A 19,695-nucleotide genomic window follows, 5' to 3' on the forward strand; every position below is an offset into this window, starting at 1 on the left:
ACACCGTAACCGGATCTGCCGGGCCGGGGTTGGAGTTATCCACAGGGCGGGGGACGTGTTGGGCGCGGGGACGCGGCGTTTCGTCTCGCTCCTCGCTGCGCTCGGTGCTCGCTCAACGACCCCAAGAGCGCTACCCGGCGACCCCCATGCGGGCTCGCTCAACGACCCCGATAGGGGTCAACGGGTGGCGATGCCTTGCATCAGGTGGTGCACGAGGGCGTCCACGCGATCCGGCGTGAGGGGGCGGCCGGTCAGGGCGGCGTAAGAGGTCATGGCGACGAACTGATCGGCCACGACCACCGGATCCGCGTCCGCGCGCACCGCGCCGTCCTCCTGGGCGCGCGCGATCCGCGCGACGATCCACGACACGATCGGATCCGCGAACCGGTGGTTCAGCGCCGTGCCCAGCGCCGGATCCGTCGCGGTCACCGCGATCAGGGCCCGCACCAGAGCCACATTCTCCGGGCGAGCCAGATTCGCACCTGCGGTGGCAAGCCAGCCCCGCAGATCCGCCTCCACGTCAGAAGAGAAGGACAGCGCCACATCCCCACCCGGGAGCTCGCCCTCCAGCAGCGCCTCGCCGAGGATCGCGGCCTTCGACGGCCACCACCGATAGATCGTCTGCTTCGAGACGCCGGCCTCCGCGGCGAGCCCCTCGATCGTCACCGCGTCGTAGCCGTCCGCGGAGAGCGCGCCACGCATCGCCGCCAGGACGGACTGGCGCGCACTCTCACTGCGAGGACGGGGCACCCTCCGAGCGTATCGAGGTGTACGCTCGGCAATAACTGGACGCGCCGTTGCGAAACTCGCTCGCACCCCTCGAACAAGAGCGCGCCCCTCGAACGAAGGAGACCCCATGGCCCTGACCGCGAACTCCACCATCGGCGAGTGGCTGGCCGATCCGACCGGCGGTGAGCTGATCCGCGGGCTGCTCGCGCAGTCCGGGGCGAACGCCGAGTCGCTCACCCCCGTGCTCGGACTGCCGTTGCAGCAGCTCGTCGTGATGAGCCAGGGCGCGATGCCGCAGTCCGTCGTCGACGACCTCGTGCGTGCGGCGAACGGCGGCGAGATCCCCGAAGACACCGCGGAGCACGGCTGGACCGAGCAGGTGACCCCTGGGCGCTTCGCCGGCAAGACCGTGATCGTCACGGGCGCCGCCTCGGGCATCGGCAGGGCCACGGCCTCCCGCATCGCGCGCGAGGGCGGCCGCGTCATCGCATGCGACATCGCCGCCGAGAAGCTCGACGCGCTGGCCGCGGAGCTCCCGGGCATCGTCACCGTCGCGGGCGACCTCACCCAGCAGGACGCGATCGACCGCGTGATCGCCGCCGCCGGCGACCGGATCGACGGCCTCGCGAACGTCGCGGGCATCAACGACGACTTCTCCCCCGCCGGCGAGACGCCCGATGCCGTCTGGGACCGCGTCATCGCCATCAACCTCACCGCGCCGTTCAAGCTCATGCGCGCGGTGCTGCCCGCCATGGAGGCGGCCGGACGCGGAGCGATCCTGAACGTCTCGAGCGAGGCCGGACTGCGCGGCAACGCGTCCGGCAACGCCTACACGGCCAGCAAGCACGGCATCGTCGGCGTCACCAAGTCGGCCGCGTTCATGTACGGACCGAAGGGGATCCGCGTGAACTCGGTCGCTCCCGGCGGTGTCGCGACCGGGATCCCGATGCCTCCGCACATGTCGGAGGCCGGATCCGCCCGCCTCGCCCCGTTCCAGCAGGCGATCCCGACCGTCGCGACCGCCGAGCACCTCGCCGCCTCGATCACGTTCCTGCTGTCGGACGACGCCGTGAACATCAACGGCGCCATCCTCGCGAGCGACGGCGGGTGGTCGGTGCAGTAGTCGGGCCGGTCGGGCGGCCGTGCGCTGCAACACCCGCACGACCTTGCGACGCCTGTAGGACGCGACCCCCGGATCCGTCCCACAGGCGTCGCGGCATCGTGCAGACGGTTCACGGCGCTCATCGGCGGTCAGGAATCGGGCGGAGCTGTCGTGCTCCACGGATCGATGACCCGCACGCCGACCCCGGCGAGATCACGCACGTTGCGCGTGGCCACCGTCGCGTCGGCGCGCGAGGCGATCGCAGCGATCGCGGTCCCGAGTCGCGCGTCTCGGAGATGCTTTTCGTTCCTCCCCGGCCCACCAGGGCGACGAAAAGCATCTCCCGGGTACCGACGTGGGGCCCGGGGGATGGAAAACGTCGCCGAAATGACCGCGCGAGGCGCGAAAAGCATCTCCAGCCGGGCGGGACTTGACCCGCGACCGCCTCGGCCTCAGCCGGCCCGCCCTCAGCTCCCCAGGCCGTCGTCGAAGACCGGCAGCGCCGACGTGTCCTGCGTGGCGTCGGCGCGGGCGAGCAGCCGACCGCGGAAGAAGTCGGGCGCGACCTTCGCCTGGACGAACATGAGGATCACGCCGATGCCCAGCACCGCCACGCCGATCACGCCGACCAGGCCCACTCCGGCGATGTTGCTGCCGGATCCGGCGGCCGGATCCATCGCGTCGATCGTCGTCTTCACGAACACGATCAGCAGCAGGATCCCGCCGATGCCGGGCAGCACGATCTTCATCACGATCGACCGGAAACCCTCGCGGATCGCGGACTTGCGGAAGTACCAGGGGCTGGCGAGCGCGGTGACGCCGTAGTAGAAGCAGACCATCATGCCGAGCGCGGTGATCGTGTCCCACAGCACGTCCTCGCTGATGAAGCGCATGACGGCGTAGAACACCGAGGCCACGATCGACGAGAGCAACAGCGCGACGTGCGGCGACTTGTACTTCGGGTGCACCTTCTTGAGCGACGCGGGCAGCGCGCCGTAGTGCGACATCGCGAGCAGCGTACGCGCCGGAGAGATCGCCGTCGAGTTGATCGACGCCATGGCGCTGACCAGGATCGCGAGCGAGAGCAGGATCGCGAGCGGGCCCATGACCGGGTGCGCGAGCGCCGCGAACACGTTCTCGATGATCGCGGGGTTGCCGAGTCCCGTCGGGCCGTCGCCGAGGCCGGCGTAGGCGACGGTGGCGGTCGCGGTGCCGACGTAGAGGACGACGAGGATTGCGACGAGGATCATCGCGGCCTTGCTTTCGGTCGAGAGACGCCCCTTCGACGGCTTGGTCTCCTCGCCCATCGTGAGCACCGTGTCCCAGCCCCAGTAGACGAAGATCGACACCGCGATACCCGCAGCGAAAGCGCTGAAGCTGGAGACCTCGAACGGGTTGAACCAGCTCAGCTCGGGCAGCTTGGCCGCCTTGTTGGCCGGATCGTTCGCGCCGACGAACAGCGCGACGACGAACCAGACCATCACGGCCATCTGGAACACGACGGTGATGTACTGGAAGATCTTCGTCGAGGTCATGCCGCGATAGGAGATGTATGTCGCCAGCGCCATGAACGCCAGGCAGACCGCGATGTTGATGAACTTGTTCGCCGCGAGATCCGCGATCGCGGGGTCGCCGACGACGATGCTGATCGACTGGAACAGGAACTCCACGGCGATGCCGGCGAGGTTCGAGAGCACGAGCACGGTGGCGGCGATGAGACCCCAGCCGGCCATCCACCCGATCCAGGGTCCGAAGGCGCGGGTCGCCCACGTGAACGAGGTGCCCGAGTCGGGCATCGCCGCGTTGAGCGCGCGGTACCCGAGCGCCACGAGCAGCATGGGGATGAAGCCCATGAGGAAGATCGCGGGGGTCTGGTAGCCGACTTCGCTCGCCGCCGGGCCGACCGCGGCGGTCAGGGTGTACGCCGGCGCGCAGGTCGAGATGCCGATCACCAGCGCGCCGAGCACGCCCACGGTGCCGGTCGGGAGGCCCTTCTTGCTGATCCCGGTGACCGAGTCGAGCGTCCGCGTCGCCGGATCCGGCGCTGCTTGGTCGTACTTGACAGTCATGCGATTCCTGCTTCCTGAGCACTGCCGCACGGCCGCCCTGATGGCGACGCTGCCTCTTCGCGACGACGCATCCCTCCCCAATCCTATGCTTTTGCTGAATGTGGCGCGAACCCGGGCGCGTGCTGCACTGCCTCTCCGCGTTCCCGCAGCTCGTCACGCCTCGGGGAGTCGGCTCCGGAGCGGGTGCAGGTGATCGCTGCGGCAACCGAGGCGAAGTCCAACATCGCGCCAAGCTCCTCCGCGTCGAGCTGCCGTCGCGCATTCTCGCCGAGAAGTCCGTGATCGTCGTGCCAGGCGAGCATCGCGGCCATGAACGAGTCGCCCGCACCGACGGTGTCGGCCACGATGACGCGCGAGGCCGGCCGCGCGACCCGCAAGCCCGATCCGTAGCCGACGGGTCCGGCGTCCCCTCTCGTGATGACCACGAGCTGCGGCCCGGCGGCGAGCCAACGAGCCGCGACGGCGTCGTGATCCTCCCCAGGGAACAGCCAGCTGAGATCCTCATCGCTCGCCTTGACGATGTTCGCCTCCGCGACGAATGCCGAGACTCTCTCGCGGTACTCGGTCCTGGTGACACCGATGTCGGGGCGGCAGTTGGGGTCGTAACTCACGGTGGCGCGCGGACGCCAGGCGCGCACAACGGCCAGCGCTTCCGCCCATTCCGCGTCGGTCGCCGCCGTCAGTGAACCGGTGTGGATGTGATCCACGTCGACACCGGCCGTCGTGAGGGCGCGGTCGATGTCTGTGACGGTGTTGCCGAGCCGGAACGCGTACGAGGCGCTGCCGTCCGGGGCGAGTGAGGCGATCGCCTCGTTCGTGGCCCGATCCTGCCGCCCGCACTCGATGAGGGTCACGCCGTCCCGACGAATGTGTTCGCGCACGAGCGCACCGTGCTCGTCGTCGCCGATCGCGGTGGCGAGACTCGCCCGCATCCCCAATCGGGCTGCGGCGATGGCCACGTTCATCGGCGAACCGCCCGGACGCACCACGCGCCCGCCGCCCGGATCGATGATCACGTCGACGAGCGACTCGCCGACGACAGCGAGCCCAGCCCCGGTCATCGCCGCGCCCCGGTCATCGCCAAGGCTGGACGACGGCTTTCAGCGCGCCCGGTTCGCGGCCGGCCAGCAGCGCCTGCTCGACCTCATCGAGACCGAAACGCTTCGTCACCAGCACATCGAGGTCGATCCGCCCGCTCGCCACGAGGTCGATCGCGGTCGGCCAGGTGTTCGCGTAGCGGAACACACCCGTCAACCACAGCTCGCGGTTCTGCAGCAGGTTCACCGGCAGCATCAGCTCGTCGGCGCCGAGGCCCACGAGCACGATCCGTCCGCCCGGCTTGACCGCCGGGATGCCTGCGCGAATCGCCGGTTCCGCGCCCGAGGCGTCGATGAAGGCGTCGAAGTGCGCATCCGCCAAAGCCTCACCCGCGTGCTGCGTGCGCGTCGCCCCGTGCGCGGAAGCGAACGCGAGCCGCTGCTCCGACACATCCGTGACGACCACCTCGGTCGCCCCGAACGCCCGCGCCACCTGCGCGGTGATCAGCCCGATCGGGCCGGCGCCGGCGATGAGTACACGTGAACCCGCGGTGATATCGGCCTTCCGGCACGCCCACACCCCCACAGACAAGGGTTCCATGAGCGCCGCCGCATCATCCGACACGGCTGCGGGCACGTCGTGCGCGAAGTCGCTCTGGATCGTGACGTACTCGCAGAATGCGCCGTCGATCGGCGGCGTCGCGAAGAACTGCATGTCGGGGCACAGGTTGTAGGCGCCCTTCTTGCACTGCTCGCAGGTGCGACACGGCCGCTGCGGCTCGATCGAGACGCGGGATCCGATGCGGGAAGCATCCACCCCGGCGCCGACCGCGACGATCACGCCCGACGCCTCATGCCCGAGCATCAGAGGAGCTTCGACGACGAACGGACCGATCCGACCGTGCGTGAAGTAGTGCGTGTCCGAACCGCACACCCCCACCGAAGCGACGCGCACGAGCACTTCATCCATGGCCGGGGTCGGCACAGCGCGCTCGGTCACGATGAGTGAGTCCTGCGCGAGCAGCTCGGAGGAGCGCATGCGTGCGGGGGTGGTGTCTCGAAAATCCATCAGCGTATGTCCTTCGCCCATGTCGCGGTGTGCATCGAGCTCTCGGCCCGCCAGCGTGCGATCGCCTTCTCCAGCCGCGTGCGGGTGGCGAGGTGCTCAGGTGCACGCCACAGATTGAACTCCTCTTTCGGATCCATCTGCAGGTCGAACAGCTGTCCGTCGTCGTCGTCGATGAACTCGACGAGCTTGTAGCGCTCATCGCGCGCCATCGTCATGAGAGCCGTCTCGGTGAGGATGAAGTCTCGGGCGTGCTCGCTGAACACGTACTCGCGGCCGCTCCAGGCCTCGCCCTTGAGGGCGGGGACGAGCGACTCGGCCTCCATCCACTCCGGCGCGGTGAGCCCGGCCAGCTCGAGGATGGTGGGCGCGAGGTCCATCAGTGAGATGAGCCCGTCGTGCACCTGACCGCCCTGCACATACGGCGGGCCCCAGATGATGCCGGGCACGCGCACCGAGCCCTCGTACATGTTCCACTTCTGCGAGTGGCCGTGGTCGCCGAGGGCATCACCGTGGTCGGAGGTGAACACGATGACCGTGTTGTCGAGCACCCCGCGTTCGTCGAGCGCGGTGATGAGGTCGCCGACCTTCTCGTCGATCATCGCGACATTCGCGAAATAGTGCCGGCGCTGACGCTGCAGTTGCTCGAGGGTGGGGTCCTCGAGCATCACGATGGCGTCGTGATCGTTCTCCTGGTGGTGCTTGCGCAGCGCCTTCAGGGGCGCCGGCTGGCTGTCAAGGTCCTGTCGAGTGCGAGGGACCCCGGGCATCTCCTTGTCGCGGAACGGATCGAGGTGCCGCGGCGTCGGATCGTACGGCGGATGCGGGCCGGGGAACCCGATCTGCAGGAAGAACGGAGCATCGCGGTTCGGGTAGGTGCGCAGCCAGTGCTCTGCGAGACCGCCGACGAAGTTGTCGGCGTGCATGTCTTCGGGCAGCTCCCACTCGAACGCGCCGAGACGCTCCCCGTAGTCGGGGAGGTCGCGGTAGGTCACCCGGCTGGGCTTCTGCAGACCGCGGATCCAGAACGCCTTGTCCCAGTTGTCCAGGAAGTACGGCAGATTCGGGTGCGCTCGATCCTTATTCTCGATGACGTGCCGTTCGTGGAAGCCGACCGACGCCTCATAGGGATAGGTGTGCATCTTGCCGATGCTCGTGGTGCGGTAGCCCGCCTCAGCGAGCAGCTCGACCCAGGAGTGCTTCCACGGGTCGTCATTGCGCAGCACGCCCGAGCTGTGCGGATACAGGCCCGTGAAAAGGCTCGCCCGGCTCGGCGCGCACGACGGGCTCGCCACGTAGGTGTGCGTGAAGGCAGCGCCCTCGTTGACCAGCCGATCGAGGTGCGGCGTCACCGCGTGCGTGTAGCCGAGTGCGGCGATCGAGTCGAATCGCTGCTGATCGGTCATGATCAGAACGATGTTGGGGCGGGTCATACGGTTTCCTTCTCAGCGACTGCGGAGTGCGGCTCACTGTCGTCACGGCGACGGCCCACCTCGTTGAGGTCGACACGACTGGTCTCACCGGCCAGCACCACGCACACGATGCTGATGATGCAGATCGTGACGAGGTAGATGACGGCGGGCCAGTAGCTGCCGAACGCGATGCTCAGCGCGAGCGCGATGGCCGGGGTCGGGGCGCCGCCGAGCAGCGCCGAGCCCTGGTAGACGACACCCAGGCCGGTGTACCGCATGCGGGTGCCGAACAGCTCCGCGAAGAACGCGCCCTGGATGGCGAACATGCTGCCCGTGCCGATCGCGTGCACGAGCACGATCATCAGCCAGGTGATGACAGGGCTGCCCAGCTGCAGCGCCGGGAAGTACAACGTGCCGCCGATCGCGCAGAGCACGATCCCCGAGATGTACACGGGGCGACGCCCGATGCGATCGGACAGGTGACCGATGAACGGCAGGATGCAGATCTGCACTCCGGCAGAGATGATGAAGCCGGTCAGCAGGTAGCTGCCGTCGAGACCCATGTAGGTGGTGGCGTACGAGATCGCGAAGACGTTGATGACGTTGTACGTGACTGCGTCGGCCATGCGGGCGCCGATGCCGATCAACAGACCGCGCCAGTTCTCCCGGATGAGCGAGAAGAACGGGATCTTGCGGGTGCTCTCCGAGTCCTCGACGAACGACTTCGTCTCGGGCAGGTGGCGACGGATGTAGAAGGCACCGAGCGTGAGCACACCCGAGAGCAGGAACGGAATGCGCCAGCCCCAGTCGAACAGTGCCGCGTCCGGTAGCATCTTCACCAGCGCGAACACACCCGTGGAGACGAGAAGACCGGCGGGCGTGCCCATCTGGTGGAAGCTGCCCATCAGCCCGCGCTTGCCCTTCGGCGCATTCTCGAGTGCGGCGAGAGATCCGCCACCGAACTCGCCGCCGATTCCGACTCCCTGCACGAGGCGAAGGGCGATCAGCAGGACCGCAGCCCAGACGCCGATCGTTCCGGCACCCGGGATCAGCCCGATACCGAAGGTTCCGATGCCGATCAGCAGCACCGTCAGCAGCAGCATCGGCTTGCGACCGATCTTGTCGCCGAAGTGGCCGAACAGGATCGCCCCGAGTGGACGCGTGAGGAATCCGACGGCAAATGCGGCGAACGATTGGATCAGCGCCAGCTCGGGCGAGGTCTCGGGGAAGAACACCTTGGGGAAGATCAGTGCCGATGCCGTGCCGTAGAGGTAGAAGTCGTACCACTCTATGAATGCGCCGGCGAAGGCGGCGGTCGTGGCGCGGCGTGCGGTCTGAGCCTCAGCGCGCGCGGCGGCAGTGCCGCGGCTGGGTGTGGTCATGGGGAGTCCTCCAGTGGAATCTCACATTTGAGCGCTGCCAAGCTCACGTTTGAGCGAGGCCATCGCCACCATACGCAAGCTTCCACGAGAATTCAATTCTGAGCGCTATGATAGCGCTCATATGAGCGCCTTCGGGTGCGGGTGGGGGAGAAGATGTCGAATCTGAGGAGTTCCGTGGAGTCCTTCGACGATGAGGTGATGCTGCGCGTTGCTCGCGCGTATTACCTCGAAGACCGCTCGAAGGTGCAGATCGCCGAGGAGACCGAATTGTCCCGATGGCAGGTGGCGCGACTGCTCACCTCGGCCCGCACTCGAGGGTTCGTGCGGATCCACGTCGGAGACCCCAGCGAGGAGAACGAGGACCTCAGCCGTCGCCTCGCCAAGGCGCTCAGCCTGCGATCGACGGTCGTCATCTCACGCGCCGACGATTCGGCGCATGGGCCCACCATCGACGGGATCGGTCGTGCGCTGGCCGGACTGCTCGCGCAGGAGATCACCGCCGGACAGACAATCGGGCTCACCTGGAGCCGGGCGATCGAGGCGATGACGCACCATCTCGATGTACTGCCCCCCTGCGACGTGGTGCAGTTGGCCGGTGCGCTCACGTTCACCGGCGACCGACGGGGATCCGTGGAGGTGGTCCGGCACACGGCGCGGGTCTCCGGAGGGACAGCGCATCCGATGTACGCCCCCCTGTTCCTCGAGAACCTGGACGCTGCGGCGGCACTGCGCCGTCAGCCCGACATCGCCGAATGCCTTGAGCGCGTGTCGACGCTCGATGTCGCGATCCTGTCCGTCGGCACCTGGGAGGAGACCGGATCGGCGCTGTATCCGATCGTTCCCACGGAACTTGCCGAGGCCGCGACCGCGGCGGGCGCGGTCGGAGAGCTCTCCGGTCGCGTCTTCGATGCCGACGGCCAGCCCGTGAGCCGCGAACTGGACGACCGTGTCATCGGCGCCAGTCTCGCCGAGCTGCGCGACGTGCCGGAGATCATCGCGTCCTCATACGGCGCGCACCGGGCCGCGGCCACCATCGCCGCCGCCCGTGCTGGCCTCATGGACGTGCTCGTCGCCGACGAGCCTCTGGCACAGGCGATCCTCGCCCAGAAGGGGAGGTAGGCATCATGCCCACCACAAACACCGTCGTGCTGCACGTCTCGGATCGCCCGGAAGACGTCGCTCGCGCGATCGACTCCGCTCATACCCTGCACGCGAACCGCCCGGCATACAGGATCCGCATCATCGTCAACGGTCCGGCGCTCCGCGGCGCGACCGTCGACGGCGCGCCGCTCGACCTCTCCCGCCTGCCCGAAGGCGCCGGCATCGAAGCGTGCGAGGTGGGCATGCGCAGTCGCGGCATCCCCACAGACACGCTGCAGGCCGGCGTCCGTACCACTGCTTCCGCCGTCGTCGCGCTGAGCGAGGCACAGCTCGCCGGTGCGGCGTACGTGCGGATCTGAACGCCCGCGTCTTTCGCCCTTTCGCCTACCGGGGCTCCGCCGATCGGGCGGGATCGGCGCCCCGATCCCGCCGGTAGACTGGTCCCTGCCCCGCCGGCCCGATCTTGGAGTGCGCGTGACCACCCCGAACACCCTCACCACCCACGTCCCCGACTCCGTCAGCAACGCGGAAGCGACTCCGGAGAAGGAGCAGCCGTACGCGGCGCTCGGCCTCAAGGACGACGAATACGCGCGGATCCGCGAGATCCTGGGCCGCCGCCCCACCAGTGGCGAGCTGGCCATGTACTCGGTCATGTGGAGCGAGCACTGCTCCTATAAGTCGAGCAAGAACTACCTCAAGCGGTTCGGGCAGAAGGTGTCCGACGAGATGAAGCAGCGCCTCATGGTCGGCATGGGGCAGAACGCGGGCGTCGTCGACGTGGGCGAGGGCTGGGCCGTCACGTTCAAGGCCGAGTCGCACAACCACCCCTCCTTCATCGAGCCGTTCCAGGGCGCCGCGACCGGCGTCGGCGGCATCGTCCGCGACATCATCTCGATGGGCGCCCGCCCGGTCGCCGTCATGGACGCGCTGCGCTTCGGCGCGATCGACGACCCCGACACGGCCCGCGTCGTGCACGGCGTCACCGCCGGCATCAGCTTCTACGGCAACTGCCTCGGCCTGCCGAACATCGGCGGCGAGACCGTGTTCGACGCGGTCTACCAGGCGAACCCGCTCGTGAACGCGCTCGCGGTGGGGGTGCTCCGCCACGAGGATCTCAAGCTCGCGAACGCCACCGGCGTCGGCAACAAGGTCGTGCTGTTCGGTGCGCGCACGGGCGGCGACGGCATCGGCGGCGCGTCGATCCTCGCCTCCGACTCGTTCGACGACGGCGGTCCGACCAAGCGCCCCGCCGTGCAGGTCGGCGACCCGTTCGCCGAGAAGGTGCTCATCGAGTGCTGCCTCGAGCTGTACCGCGACGAGCTGGTCGAGGCGATCCAGGATCTCGGTGCCGCCGGCATCTCCTGCGCCACGAGCGAGCTGGCCGCCAACGGCAACAGCGGCATGCATGTGTCACTCGACAACGTGCTGCTGCGCGACCCCACCCTGACCGCTGAGGAGATCCTCATGTCGGAGTCGCAGGAGCGCATGATGGCGATCGTCGCTCCCGCCAAGCTCGACGCGTTCCTCGCCGTGGTGAAGAAGTGGGATGTCGAGACGAGCGTCCTCGGCGAGGTCACCGGCGACGGCCGCCTCATCATCGACTGGCAGGGCGAGCGGATCGTCGACGTGGATCCCTCCACCGTCGCCGTCGACGGTCCGGTCTACGACCGTCCCGTCGCCTACCCGACCTGGATCGACGCGCTGCAGGCCGACGCCGCCGAGCTGCTCCCCCGCGACAACGATCCCGAGGCGCTCGAGCAGCAGTTCCTGGCGCTGCTGGAGAGCCCGAACCTCGCCGATACCCGCTGGATCACCAACCAGTACGACTACTACGTGCTCGGCAACACCGCCCTCGCCTTCCCCGACGACGCCGGCATGATCCGCGTCGATGAGGAGTCCGGTCTCGGCTTCTCGATCTCCACCGACGCCAACGGCCGCTACAGCCAGCTCGACCCGTACGCGGGCGCGCAGCTGGCGCTCGCCGAGGCGTACCGCAACGTCGCCGTCACCGGCGCCGTGCCCACCGCGATCACCGACTGCCTGAACTTCGGTTCCCCGGAGAACCCGGAGGTCATGTGGCAGTTCGGGCAGACCGTCGACGGTCTCGCCGACGGCTGCTTCGAGCTCGGCACCCCGGTCACGGGCGGCAACGTCTCGTTCTACAACCAGACCGGCGACGTGCCGATCCACCCGACCCCGCTGGTCGGCGTGCTCGGCATCATCGACGACGTCTCGCGCCGGATCCCGTCCGGCTGGCAGGACGAGGGCCAGAACATCTACCTGCTCGGCACCACCTCGACGGAGCTTTCCGGATCCGCCTGGGCCGACGTCATCCACGACCACCTCGGCGGTCTGCCCCCCCAGGTGGATCTGGCCGCGGAGAAGCGCCTTGCCGGCCTCATCGGCGCCGCGCGCGACGAGTGGCTGATCTCCTCGGCGCACGATCTCAGCGAGGGCGGCCTCGGCCAGGCGCTCGCCGAGGGCGTCATGCGCTTCGGCGTCGGCGCCCGCGTGTGGCTCACCGAGCTCATGGAGCGCGACGGCGTGGACGCCGCGACCGCCCTGTTCTCCGAGTCGGCCGGCCGCGTGCTGGTGACCGTGCCGCGCGAGGACGACGTGAAGTTCCAGGGCCTGTGCGCAGGCCGCAACTACCCGGTGCTGCGCATCGGCGTGACCGACAGCGCCCCGCAGCTCGAGGTGCAGGGCATCTTCACGATCTCGGCCGCCGACCTCCGCGCGACCTCGCAGGCGACCCTGCCCGCCGTGTTCGGCCCGACCGTCGCGGAGCCCGCCGAGGCCTGAGCCCGGCACCCCGACATGCTCAGCGTCCGCGAGGAGATCGCATGAACAGCACCCCCGACGAGACCGAGGACCTGACGCTGTATTCGGAGCGCCGGCAGCGCCGGATCCGCGTCACGGCCTGGGTGGTGATCGTCGCGCTCATCCTCGTCGGCGGCGGATCGACCGTGATCGCAGTCCTGTTCAACTGACCGTCCCGGGTGGGGATCCGGATCCAGCAGAATGGATCCCATGACCGCCGACGCCGACCTGCTCGCCCGCGCCCTCGCCTCCGAATCCCCGCTCACCTGGGTGCTCACCGGAGACTCGATCACGCACGGGCTCGTGCACACGCAGGGCGGCCGCACGTATCCGGAGCACCTGCACGAGATCATCCGCGGCGAGTTGTTCCGAGCCGACGATGCCCTCATCGACACGGCGATCAGCGGTTGGCGGATCGCGCAGATCCTGGAGCACTTCGACCGCCGCGTCGCGGACTGGAAGCCGCAGATCGTGACGCTCATGATCGGCACGAACGACTGTTCCGATCGCGGCGACTTCCCGGTCATCACGGCCGCGGAGTTCGGCGACTCGATCACGGAGTTCGTGCGTCGCGTACGCGCGATCGGCGCGATCCCGGTGCTGCAGACCCCGCCCGCCGTCGACGTGCCGAACGCTCCTGAGCGGGCCAGGATCGGCGAGTTCGCCCAGGCCGTGCGTGACGCCGCGGCGGCGGAGCAGACCATTCTCGTCGACCAGTTCGCGCGGTTCGCCGAGATCGGCGGCGGCGGTGTGCCGTGGGGCCTGATGAACGACCCGTTCCACCCGGGCGCGACGGGGCACGCCGCGCTCGCGCTGGAGCTCGCCACGGTGCTCGGCCTGGATCCGGAGTCGTCGCGCGTGCTGCCGAAGCTCCGCGCGGACGTCGCCGCGGGGCGTCTGGGCTGATCGGATCCTGCCTGGTCCGGACCGCGCGCGCCTGCCAACGCGGTTGAGGCGGCTTCTCCACAGGGCGCCGATTTCCGGCGTTGTGCACCGATCGTGGGCTGGACGGGTCCTCGTGTGGGTGGCCCCGCGCAGGATGATCCTCGTCACGAAAGACAGGAGACTCCCGTGAGCGAAGCCAAGGTGGAACTGATCGCGAAGCTGCTCGCGAAGGCCGAGCGGACCACCCCGGAGGAGGCCGAAGCCCTCACCGAACACGCCGAGCGGCTGATGGTGCGGTACGGCATCGAGCAGGCGCGGATCGATGAACGACGGGCGCGGCTCGGGCAGCCGCAGGAGGAGATCGTCCAGGAGCGGATGCTGTTCACTGGGACCTACGCGCGCGACATGCGCGAACTCGGCGTCGGCGTCGCACTCGCGCTCGGCACGATCCGTCCGCTGCAGGGCGAGCATCCCGCCGGAGGATCGCTGCTGTACCTCGTCGGATTCGCGTCCGACGTGCGCCAGGCCAGGGTGCTCACCGCGAGCCTGCAGGTGCAGGCGATGGTCGCGATGCGCACCTGGTGGGCCGTCGAGCGCTCCCTGTACCACTGGGCGTCGGAGGGCGAGAAGCGTCGCGCGCGCAGCGGATTCGTGCGGGGGTTCGGCGTGGGTGCCGCCGCTCGGATCCGGGAGAGCCGGCGGGCGATCGTCGAGGAGGCAGGATCCGGGACGGATCTGGTGCTGGCATCCCGTCGGGATCGCGTGGACGCGGCGGCGAACGCCATCGCCGGAGGGAAGGCGCGTCGTCGCCGCGGGGCCGACGCGATGGCCTTCTCCGACGGACACCGTTCGGGTCGTGAGGCCAACACGGGAGGTGGGGTGATCGGTCAGGGCCGGGCGCTGGGCCGGCGGTCGGGGTGAGCGCGGGTGTTGCGCGCCCGCGCGGCATAGGCTGAAGGCATCATGGACGATCTCTGGCGCGCGGTGGGCATGTTCCCGTGGTGGCTGATCTTTCCGGTCGGCGCCCTGGTTGGTGGCTATCTACGGCGGAGACACGTGCGCCAACTCGAGACAATGCGACTGGAGTCCGAACTCAGGGTCGCAGAGTTGAACGCGCAGGCGGGACTCCCTCAGGGCTCGACGACCGCTTCCCCCATCGCCGCATCTCAGCCGGCGTCATCGAGCGAACTGCTCGGCCGGCTGTTCGCCGAGCACGACGAGATCACCGCGCGCTGGCTCGACTACGAGCTCGACGTGGCGAAGGTGATCGCGTTCCCCGCCATGAGCGACGGGCGCCAGCCTCTCACCGCGGCGTTCCTGCGCGCGAAGAAGACGGCCGATGCGCTCCGTCCCGGTTCGGCAGACGCGAAGGTCACCGAGCGGCAGGTCTCCGAGTACCTCGACGCGGTCGGCAACTATGCCGTCGCCTTCGAGGTGGCGGAGAAGGACGCGCGCCGGTTGCGGGATTCGAGCTTCACCGAAGACGAGCGCAAGCGCCTCGAGCGCGCCCAGCACATGCTGAAGGTCGCGGTCGACGAGTCCGCGACCTCGGCCGAACGGCAGACGGCGTACCGTCGGGTGCGCGAAGAGCTCGACGGTCTGATCGACCTCTCCGACGCCGCCGTCGAGAATCTGGAGAAGAGGGTGGCGTTGCAGCTGGAGCCGGGACAAGCTCCGGAAGCCGATCGGTCCGCGACTCCCGTCCCGCAGGCGGATCCGCTCCCGGTGCGGGATCCGCTGTCGCAGGCGGATCCGCTGCGCCCGGCGGCTCCGTCACGGAACCCGGAACCCTGAACCGGTGGTCGGGCAGGACACCCCGCTGCGCGTCGGCCTGATCGGCGCCGGCGGGATCGCAGCCTCGCACCTCGACGCCTGGCAGGCGATCGGCGCGGAGTGCCTGCTGACGTCACGAACACGCCCGGCCGCACTCGCGGAGCGGTTCGGTGTCGAGATCGTGGACGACCCGGACGACCTCATCGATCGCGCGGACGTGGTCGGGATCCTCTCGCCCACCCCGACCCATCTCGACTACGCACTGCGCGCGATCGCCCGCGGGCGGCACGTGGTGTGCGAGAAGCCGCTGGCCGGCTCCGCGGGTGATGCCCGGCGGATCGCCGACGCCGCGGCAAGCGCGGGAGTGCGACTGTTCCCCGCGCACGTGGTGCGCTATTTCGACGCCTATCGCCGGATCAAGGACGACGTCGACGCGGGCGGGGTCGGCACGGTGCGCGCGCTGCGGCTCAGCCGCACCGGATCCGGGCCGACGGCCCCCTGGTTCTTCGACGAGCACGCGGGCGGCGGACTGATCCGCGATCTGCTGATCCACGACATCGACCAGGCCCTGTGGCTCGCCGGCCCCGTCGCGACCGTGACCGCCCGGCAGGATCCGCCCAGCATCGAGGGCCGCTTCACCACCCCCGTGACCGCGACGGTCGAACTCGTGCACACCGGCGGCGCCGTGACCCGCATCGACGGGGGCTGGCTGGGCGAGGCCACCCCGTTCCGCACCACCATCGACGTGGCCGGGACCGACGGCGTGCGAGCGTACGACACCGCCGCGAGCGCTCCCTCCGCCGACGCCGGCTACCTGCCGCCGACGGACGGCGATCCCTACCGCGCGCAGATCGCCGACTTCGCCGAGGCGATCCGCACCGGCGGTCCCGCACGGGTGACCGCTGCGGACGGCGTGGCCGCCGTCGCCGTGGTGGATGCCGCCTACGCGTCGGTCGCCGCGGGCGGATCCGCCGTCAGCCCCGGCGCACGCTGATCCGTCTTGCGCGCGGGACCGGCCACGATCCCGAGCGGGATCGCGGCCGGTGCACGTCGTTCGACGTCAGCTGGTCAGGGAGTCGGCGAACTCCTTGTTGTCCTTCATCCAGTCCTTGACCACGGGGCCGTAGTCGGTGACCTTCTTGCCGCCGTTGTTGTACATCTTGTTCTCCAGGGAGAACAGGAGATCCGACTTCATCGTGAACTTCTTCAGCCACGCGTTCACCTCGGCGTGGTCCGCGTCGAAGCCCTTCCGGGTCACGGTGTGGATCGACTCCGCCGCACCGAGCGCTCCCTTCGGATCCTTCAGATCCTTGATCGGGAACGCGTCGTACGCCCAGTGCGGGCGCCACAGGGTGACCGCGATGTCCTTCTTCGCGTCGATCGCCTTCTTCAGTTCGGCGAGCATGGCCGGGGTGGAGGAGGTGACGAAGTCCATCTTGTCGAGGCCGTACTCCGGGATCACCTTCTTCTGCGTGATCTCGGTGAGACCGGCACCCGGCTCGATGCCGATCAGCTTGCCGCCGAAGTCGTCACTCGCGGCCGCGAGCTGATCGAGCGAGTCGATCTTGGCGTCCTTGTTCACGGCGACGGTGAGCTTGGCATCCTTGTTCCAGGCACCGAGGTCGGTGATCTTGCTGCCGTACTTGTCGAAGTACGACTTGTGCGTGACGGGCAGCCAGCCGTCGAGCGCGACGTCGTAATCGCCCTTGGCGAGACCCGCGAAGACGGGGCCGGCATCGGCGTACTCGAGGTCGACCGAATAGCCCTTCGCCTCGAGCGCCTCCTTCCAGACGTACGAGGCGGCCTCGCCCTCGGGCCAGCCGTTGAAGACGCCGATCGTGATGTGCTTGGCGTCGGCCTTGCCGCCGCCGGCGCTGCCGGAGCAGCCCGCGAGAGCCACCGCCGCGACGGCGCCGAGCGCGATCGTGGAGAGCAGGTGTCGCTTGTTCATGGTGTTCCTTTCGTCCCGCGCCGAGCGCGATTGGTGGGGATCTGTGGGTCGAAGACCGCGGAGCTCGACACGCGTTCAGCTCGCGACGGGCTCCGCCTGTTCCGCTGTGGAGGACGCCGGAACGGTGCGCCGCGCGCGCTCCCGCCGGCCGAACCCGCTGGTGACCCGGTCGAGGATCATCGCGATGATGACGACCGACAGGCCGGCTTCGAAGCCGAGGCCGATGTCGACCCGGCTGAGGGCCTGAATGATGTCCTTGCCGAGGCCGGGACCGCCGACCATGCTGGCGATGACGACCATCGAGAGCGACAGCATGATGACCTGGTTCACGCCGGCCATGATCGAGGGCATCGCGAGCGGCAACTGGATCTGCCGCAGGATCCGGCCGGGAGTCGCGCCGAACGCCTGTCCGGCCTCGACGACCTCATCGTCCACGCCGCGGATGCCGAGCTCGGTCAGCCGGACGCCGGGGGCCACCGCGAACAGCACGGTCGCCACGATGCCCGGGACGACGCCGACGCTGAACACCGTGATCGCCGGGATCAGGTACACGAACGCGGGCATGGTCTGCAGGAAGTCGAGCACGGGGCGGATCACCGCGGAGACCACGGGCACGCGGGCGGCCCAGATGCCGACCGGGATCGCGATGACGATCGCGATCATCGCCGCGACCAGGGTGAGCGCGAGCGTCTGCATCGCCTTGTCCCACTGGTCGACGCCCACGATCAGGATGAGCCCGATCACACTGCCGAGCGCGAGCTTCCACCCCTTCGCGAGGACGGCGATCGCCGCGATCACGAGGATCACGATCCAGAACGGCGGGGCCGTGAGCGCCCACGCGACACCGTCGTAGCAGGCGGTGAAGATCATCGCGATGAGGTCGAACAGGCCGCCGAGCGCGCCGGTCACGGCGTCGATGACGGACGTGATCCCGTCGCCGATGGGGATCCGGAATCCGTCGATCATGCGCGGCTCCCTTCGCTCGGATCGCTCGGTTCCGGCGTCAACCCGGCCATCGCGTCCACCAGCGGGGTGAATTCGGCGACCATGTCGATCGGGGTCTGGACGATCGGCATCTCGCGGGTGGTGGGCGGCACGTTGCCGAGGGCGGCGAGCATCGTGACGCGGGGGATCACGCCGATCAGCCGGCGCTCGGCGTCGATGACGGCGAGCGGGATCGGAGTCTCCACCGCCCGCTCGACGATGTCGGTGAGCAGGTCGTCGGGGCCGACCGTGAGCACCGAGGCGTCGACGATGCTGCGCAGCTCCGTCTGCCCGGCCTTGACCGCGCGGATCACGGCGCGGTCGGTGACCACACCCACGAGCCGACGGTTCTCCACCGCGAACACGGCGCTGGTCTGCTGCGAGCGCAGCGTGCGCAGGGCTCCCCGCACGCCCGCGCTGATCGGCGTGGTCTGATGCGGCGGCTCCATCACGGCCGCGGCGGTGAGCACGCGGGTGCGGTCGACGTCTTGCACGAACTGGGCGACATAGTCGTTTGCGGGGTCGGTGAGAATCTCCTCAGGGGTGCCGTTCTGGACGATCCTGCCGTCGCGCATGACCGCGATCCTGTCGCCGAGATACATGGCTTCGTTCAGGTCGTGCGTGATGAAGATGATGGTGCGGCCGAGCTCCTGCTGCAGCTCGATGAGCTGTTCCTGCATCTCACGGCGGATCAGCGGATCGAGCGCGCTGAACGCCTCGTCCATGAGCAGGATGTCGGTACCCGCGGTGAGGGCGCGGGCGAGGCCCACGCGCTGGCGCATGCCGCCGGACAGCTCGTCGGGCAGGTGGTCGGCCCAGTCCGCCAGCCCCACCTTGCTCAGGATCTCGCGGGCGCGCGCCAGACGCTCGTCCTTCGCGACGCCCTGGATCTCGAGCGCGTAGGCGGCGTTGTCGAGCACCGTGCGATGCGGGAGCAGCGCGAAGTGCTGGAACACCATCGACACGTGCGATCGACGGATGTCGCGCAGTTCCTTCGCCGATGCGGTGGTGACGTTCCGCCCCTGGATCAGCACCTCGCCGTCGGTGGGGGTCAGCAGGCCGTTGAGCATGCGGATGATCGTCGACTTCCCGGATCCGGACAGGCCCATGATGACGAAGATCTCACCGCGGTTCACGGTAAAGCTCGCATCGATCACGGCAGCGGTGCCCGCGTCGAGCACCTCGGATCGGGTCTCGCCGGACTTCAGGCGCCGGACGGCCTGGTTCGGATGACGACCGAACACTTTGAACAGATGACGCGCTTCAAGAGCGGTTTCGGACACGTTTCCCCCGCGGCCTCACCGGAACGGGAGACCTGCTTCGGTCACGCCCGGGTGACGATCACAGGGCCGCTTCGACTTACCATGCTGGCGGCGCAGGAGGA

General features: G+C 68.9%; 18 protein-coding genes. 9 read left to right on the forward strand and 9 right to left on the reverse strand.

Annotated elements, in window-relative coordinates:
• Positions 1-177 precede the first annotated feature (177 nt).
• A complete protein-coding gene (locus tag ABD882_RS15270) occupies positions 178-750 on the reverse strand; it encodes a TetR/AcrR family transcriptional regulator (RefSeq protein ID WP_345188235.1) in 573 nt (190 codons plus the stop codon).
• A gap of 106 nt (positions 751-856) precedes the next feature.
• Here ABD882_RS15270 and ABD882_RS15275 point away from each other — a divergent pair, with 106 nt between their 5' ends.
• A complete protein-coding gene (locus ABD882_RS15275) occupies positions 857-1,852 on the forward strand; it encodes an SDR family NAD(P)-dependent oxidoreductase (RefSeq protein ID WP_345188236.1) in 996 nt (331 codons plus the stop codon).
• Positions 1,853-2,298: 446 nt separating this feature from the next.
• Here ABD882_RS15275 and ABD882_RS15280 read toward each other — a convergent pair whose 3' ends face one another.
• From ABD882_RS15280 to ABD882_RS15300, 5 genes are all read right to left on the reverse strand, one after another.
• Positions 2,299-3,900: an APC family permease gene (locus ABD882_RS15280; RefSeq protein ID WP_345188237.1), complete on the reverse strand. Its 1,602-nt coding sequence runs from the start codon at positions 3,898-3,900 to the stop codon at positions 2,299-2,301.
• Between the two features lie 83 nt (positions 3,901-3,983).
• The gene (locus tag ABD882_RS15285) at positions 3,984-4,961 is read right to left on the reverse strand and encodes a carbohydrate kinase family protein (RefSeq protein WP_345188238.1); all 978 of its coding nucleotides are present in this window, start codon (positions 4,959-4,961) and stop codon (positions 3,984-3,986) included.
• A 13-nt stretch (positions 4,962-4,974) separates the two neighbouring features.
• Complete coding sequence (locus ABD882_RS15290) at positions 4,975-6,006, reverse strand: NAD(P)-dependent alcohol dehydrogenase (RefSeq protein ID WP_345188239.1); 1,032 nt, start codon at positions 6,004-6,006, stop codon at positions 4,975-4,977.
• Positions 6,006-7,436, reverse strand: coding sequence for a sulfatase family protein (locus ABD882_RS15295; protein WP_345188240.1), 1,431 nt, complete (start codon positions 7,434-7,436; stop codon positions 6,006-6,008). Before ABD882_RS15295 ends, ABD882_RS15290 begins: the two co-directional genes overlap by 1 nt.
• Complete coding sequence (locus ABD882_RS15300; protein ID WP_345188241.1) at positions 7,433-8,797, reverse strand: MFS transporter; 1,365 nt, start codon at positions 8,795-8,797, stop codon at positions 7,433-7,435. The genes ABD882_RS15295 and ABD882_RS15300 overlap by 4 nt, the downstream gene beginning before the upstream one ends.
• 174 nt (positions 8,798-8,971) lie before the next feature.
• On the opposite strand from ABD882_RS15300, the gene ABD882_RS15305 reads away from it, so the two are divergent.
• From ABD882_RS15305 to ABD882_RS15340, 8 genes are all read left to right on the forward strand, one after another.
• Positions 8,972-9,916 (forward strand): sugar-binding transcriptional regulator, encoded by a 945-nt coding sequence (locus tag ABD882_RS15305; protein ID WP_345188242.1) that lies wholly within the window; start codon positions 8,972-8,974, stop codon positions 9,914-9,916.
• Between the two features lie 5 nt (positions 9,917-9,921).
• Positions 9,922-10,257, forward strand: coding sequence for a DsrE family protein (locus ABD882_RS15310; protein WP_345188243.1), 336 nt, complete (start codon positions 9,922-9,924; stop codon positions 10,255-10,257).
• 115 nt (positions 10,258-10,372) lie between these two features.
• A complete protein-coding gene (purL, locus tag ABD882_RS15315; RefSeq protein WP_345188244.1) occupies positions 10,373-12,700 on the forward strand; it encodes a phosphoribosylformylglycinamidine synthase subunit PurL in 2,328 nt (775 codons plus the stop codon).
• A gap of 41 nt (positions 12,701-12,741) precedes the next feature.
• Positions 12,742-12,888 carry a hypothetical protein gene (locus ABD882_RS15320; RefSeq protein ID WP_345188245.1) on the forward strand — a complete coding sequence of 49 codons (147 nt, stop codon included), beginning with the start codon at positions 12,742-12,744 and terminating at the stop codon, positions 12,886-12,888.
• Positions 12,889-12,928: 40 nt separating this feature from the next.
• Positions 12,929-13,624, forward strand: coding sequence for an SGNH/GDSL hydrolase family protein (locus ABD882_RS15325; RefSeq protein ID WP_345188246.1), 696 nt, complete (start codon positions 12,929-12,931; stop codon positions 13,622-13,624).
• 165 nt (positions 13,625-13,789) lie between these two features.
• Positions 13,790-14,524, forward strand: coding sequence for a DUF2786 domain-containing protein (locus ABD882_RS15330; RefSeq protein ID WP_345188247.1), 735 nt, complete (start codon positions 13,790-13,792; stop codon positions 14,522-14,524).
• A gap of 42 nt (positions 14,525-14,566) precedes the next feature.
• Positions 14,567-15,397, forward strand: a complete 831-nt coding sequence (locus tag ABD882_RS15335; protein WP_345188248.1) for a hypothetical protein — start codon at positions 14,567-14,569, stop codon at positions 15,395-15,397.
• A 4-nt stretch (positions 15,398-15,401) separates the two neighbouring features.
• Complete coding sequence (locus ABD882_RS15340; RefSeq protein WP_345188249.1) at positions 15,402-16,370, forward strand: Gfo/Idh/MocA family protein; 969 nt, start codon at positions 15,402-15,404, stop codon at positions 16,368-16,370.
• Positions 16,371-16,436: 66 nt separating this feature from the next.
• Here ABD882_RS15340 and ABD882_RS15345 read toward each other — a convergent pair whose 3' ends face one another.
• From ABD882_RS15345 to ABD882_RS15355, 3 genes are all read right to left on the reverse strand, one after another.
• Complete coding sequence (locus ABD882_RS15345) at positions 16,437-17,327, reverse strand: glycine betaine ABC transporter substrate-binding protein (protein WP_345188250.1); 891 nt, start codon at positions 17,325-17,327, stop codon at positions 16,437-16,439.
• Positions 17,328-17,402: 75 nt separating this feature from the next.
• Positions 17,403-18,293: an ABC transporter permease gene (locus ABD882_RS15350; RefSeq protein ID WP_345188251.1), complete on the reverse strand. Its 891-nt coding sequence runs from the start codon at positions 18,291-18,293 to the stop codon at positions 17,403-17,405.
• Positions 18,290-19,594, reverse strand: coding sequence for a quaternary amine ABC transporter ATP-binding protein (locus ABD882_RS15355; protein ID WP_345188252.1), 1,305 nt, complete (start codon positions 19,592-19,594; stop codon positions 18,290-18,292). The genes ABD882_RS15350 and ABD882_RS15355 overlap by 4 nt, the downstream gene beginning before the upstream one ends.
• Positions 19,595-19,695 lie beyond the last annotated feature (101 nt).

Origin of the sequence: Microbacterium panaciterrae, from assembly GCF_039541635.1 — a bacterium.
In the GTDB taxonomy this organism is placed as follows: Bacteria; Actinomycetota; Actinomycetes; order Actinomycetales; family Microbacteriaceae; genus Microbacterium; species Microbacterium panaciterrae.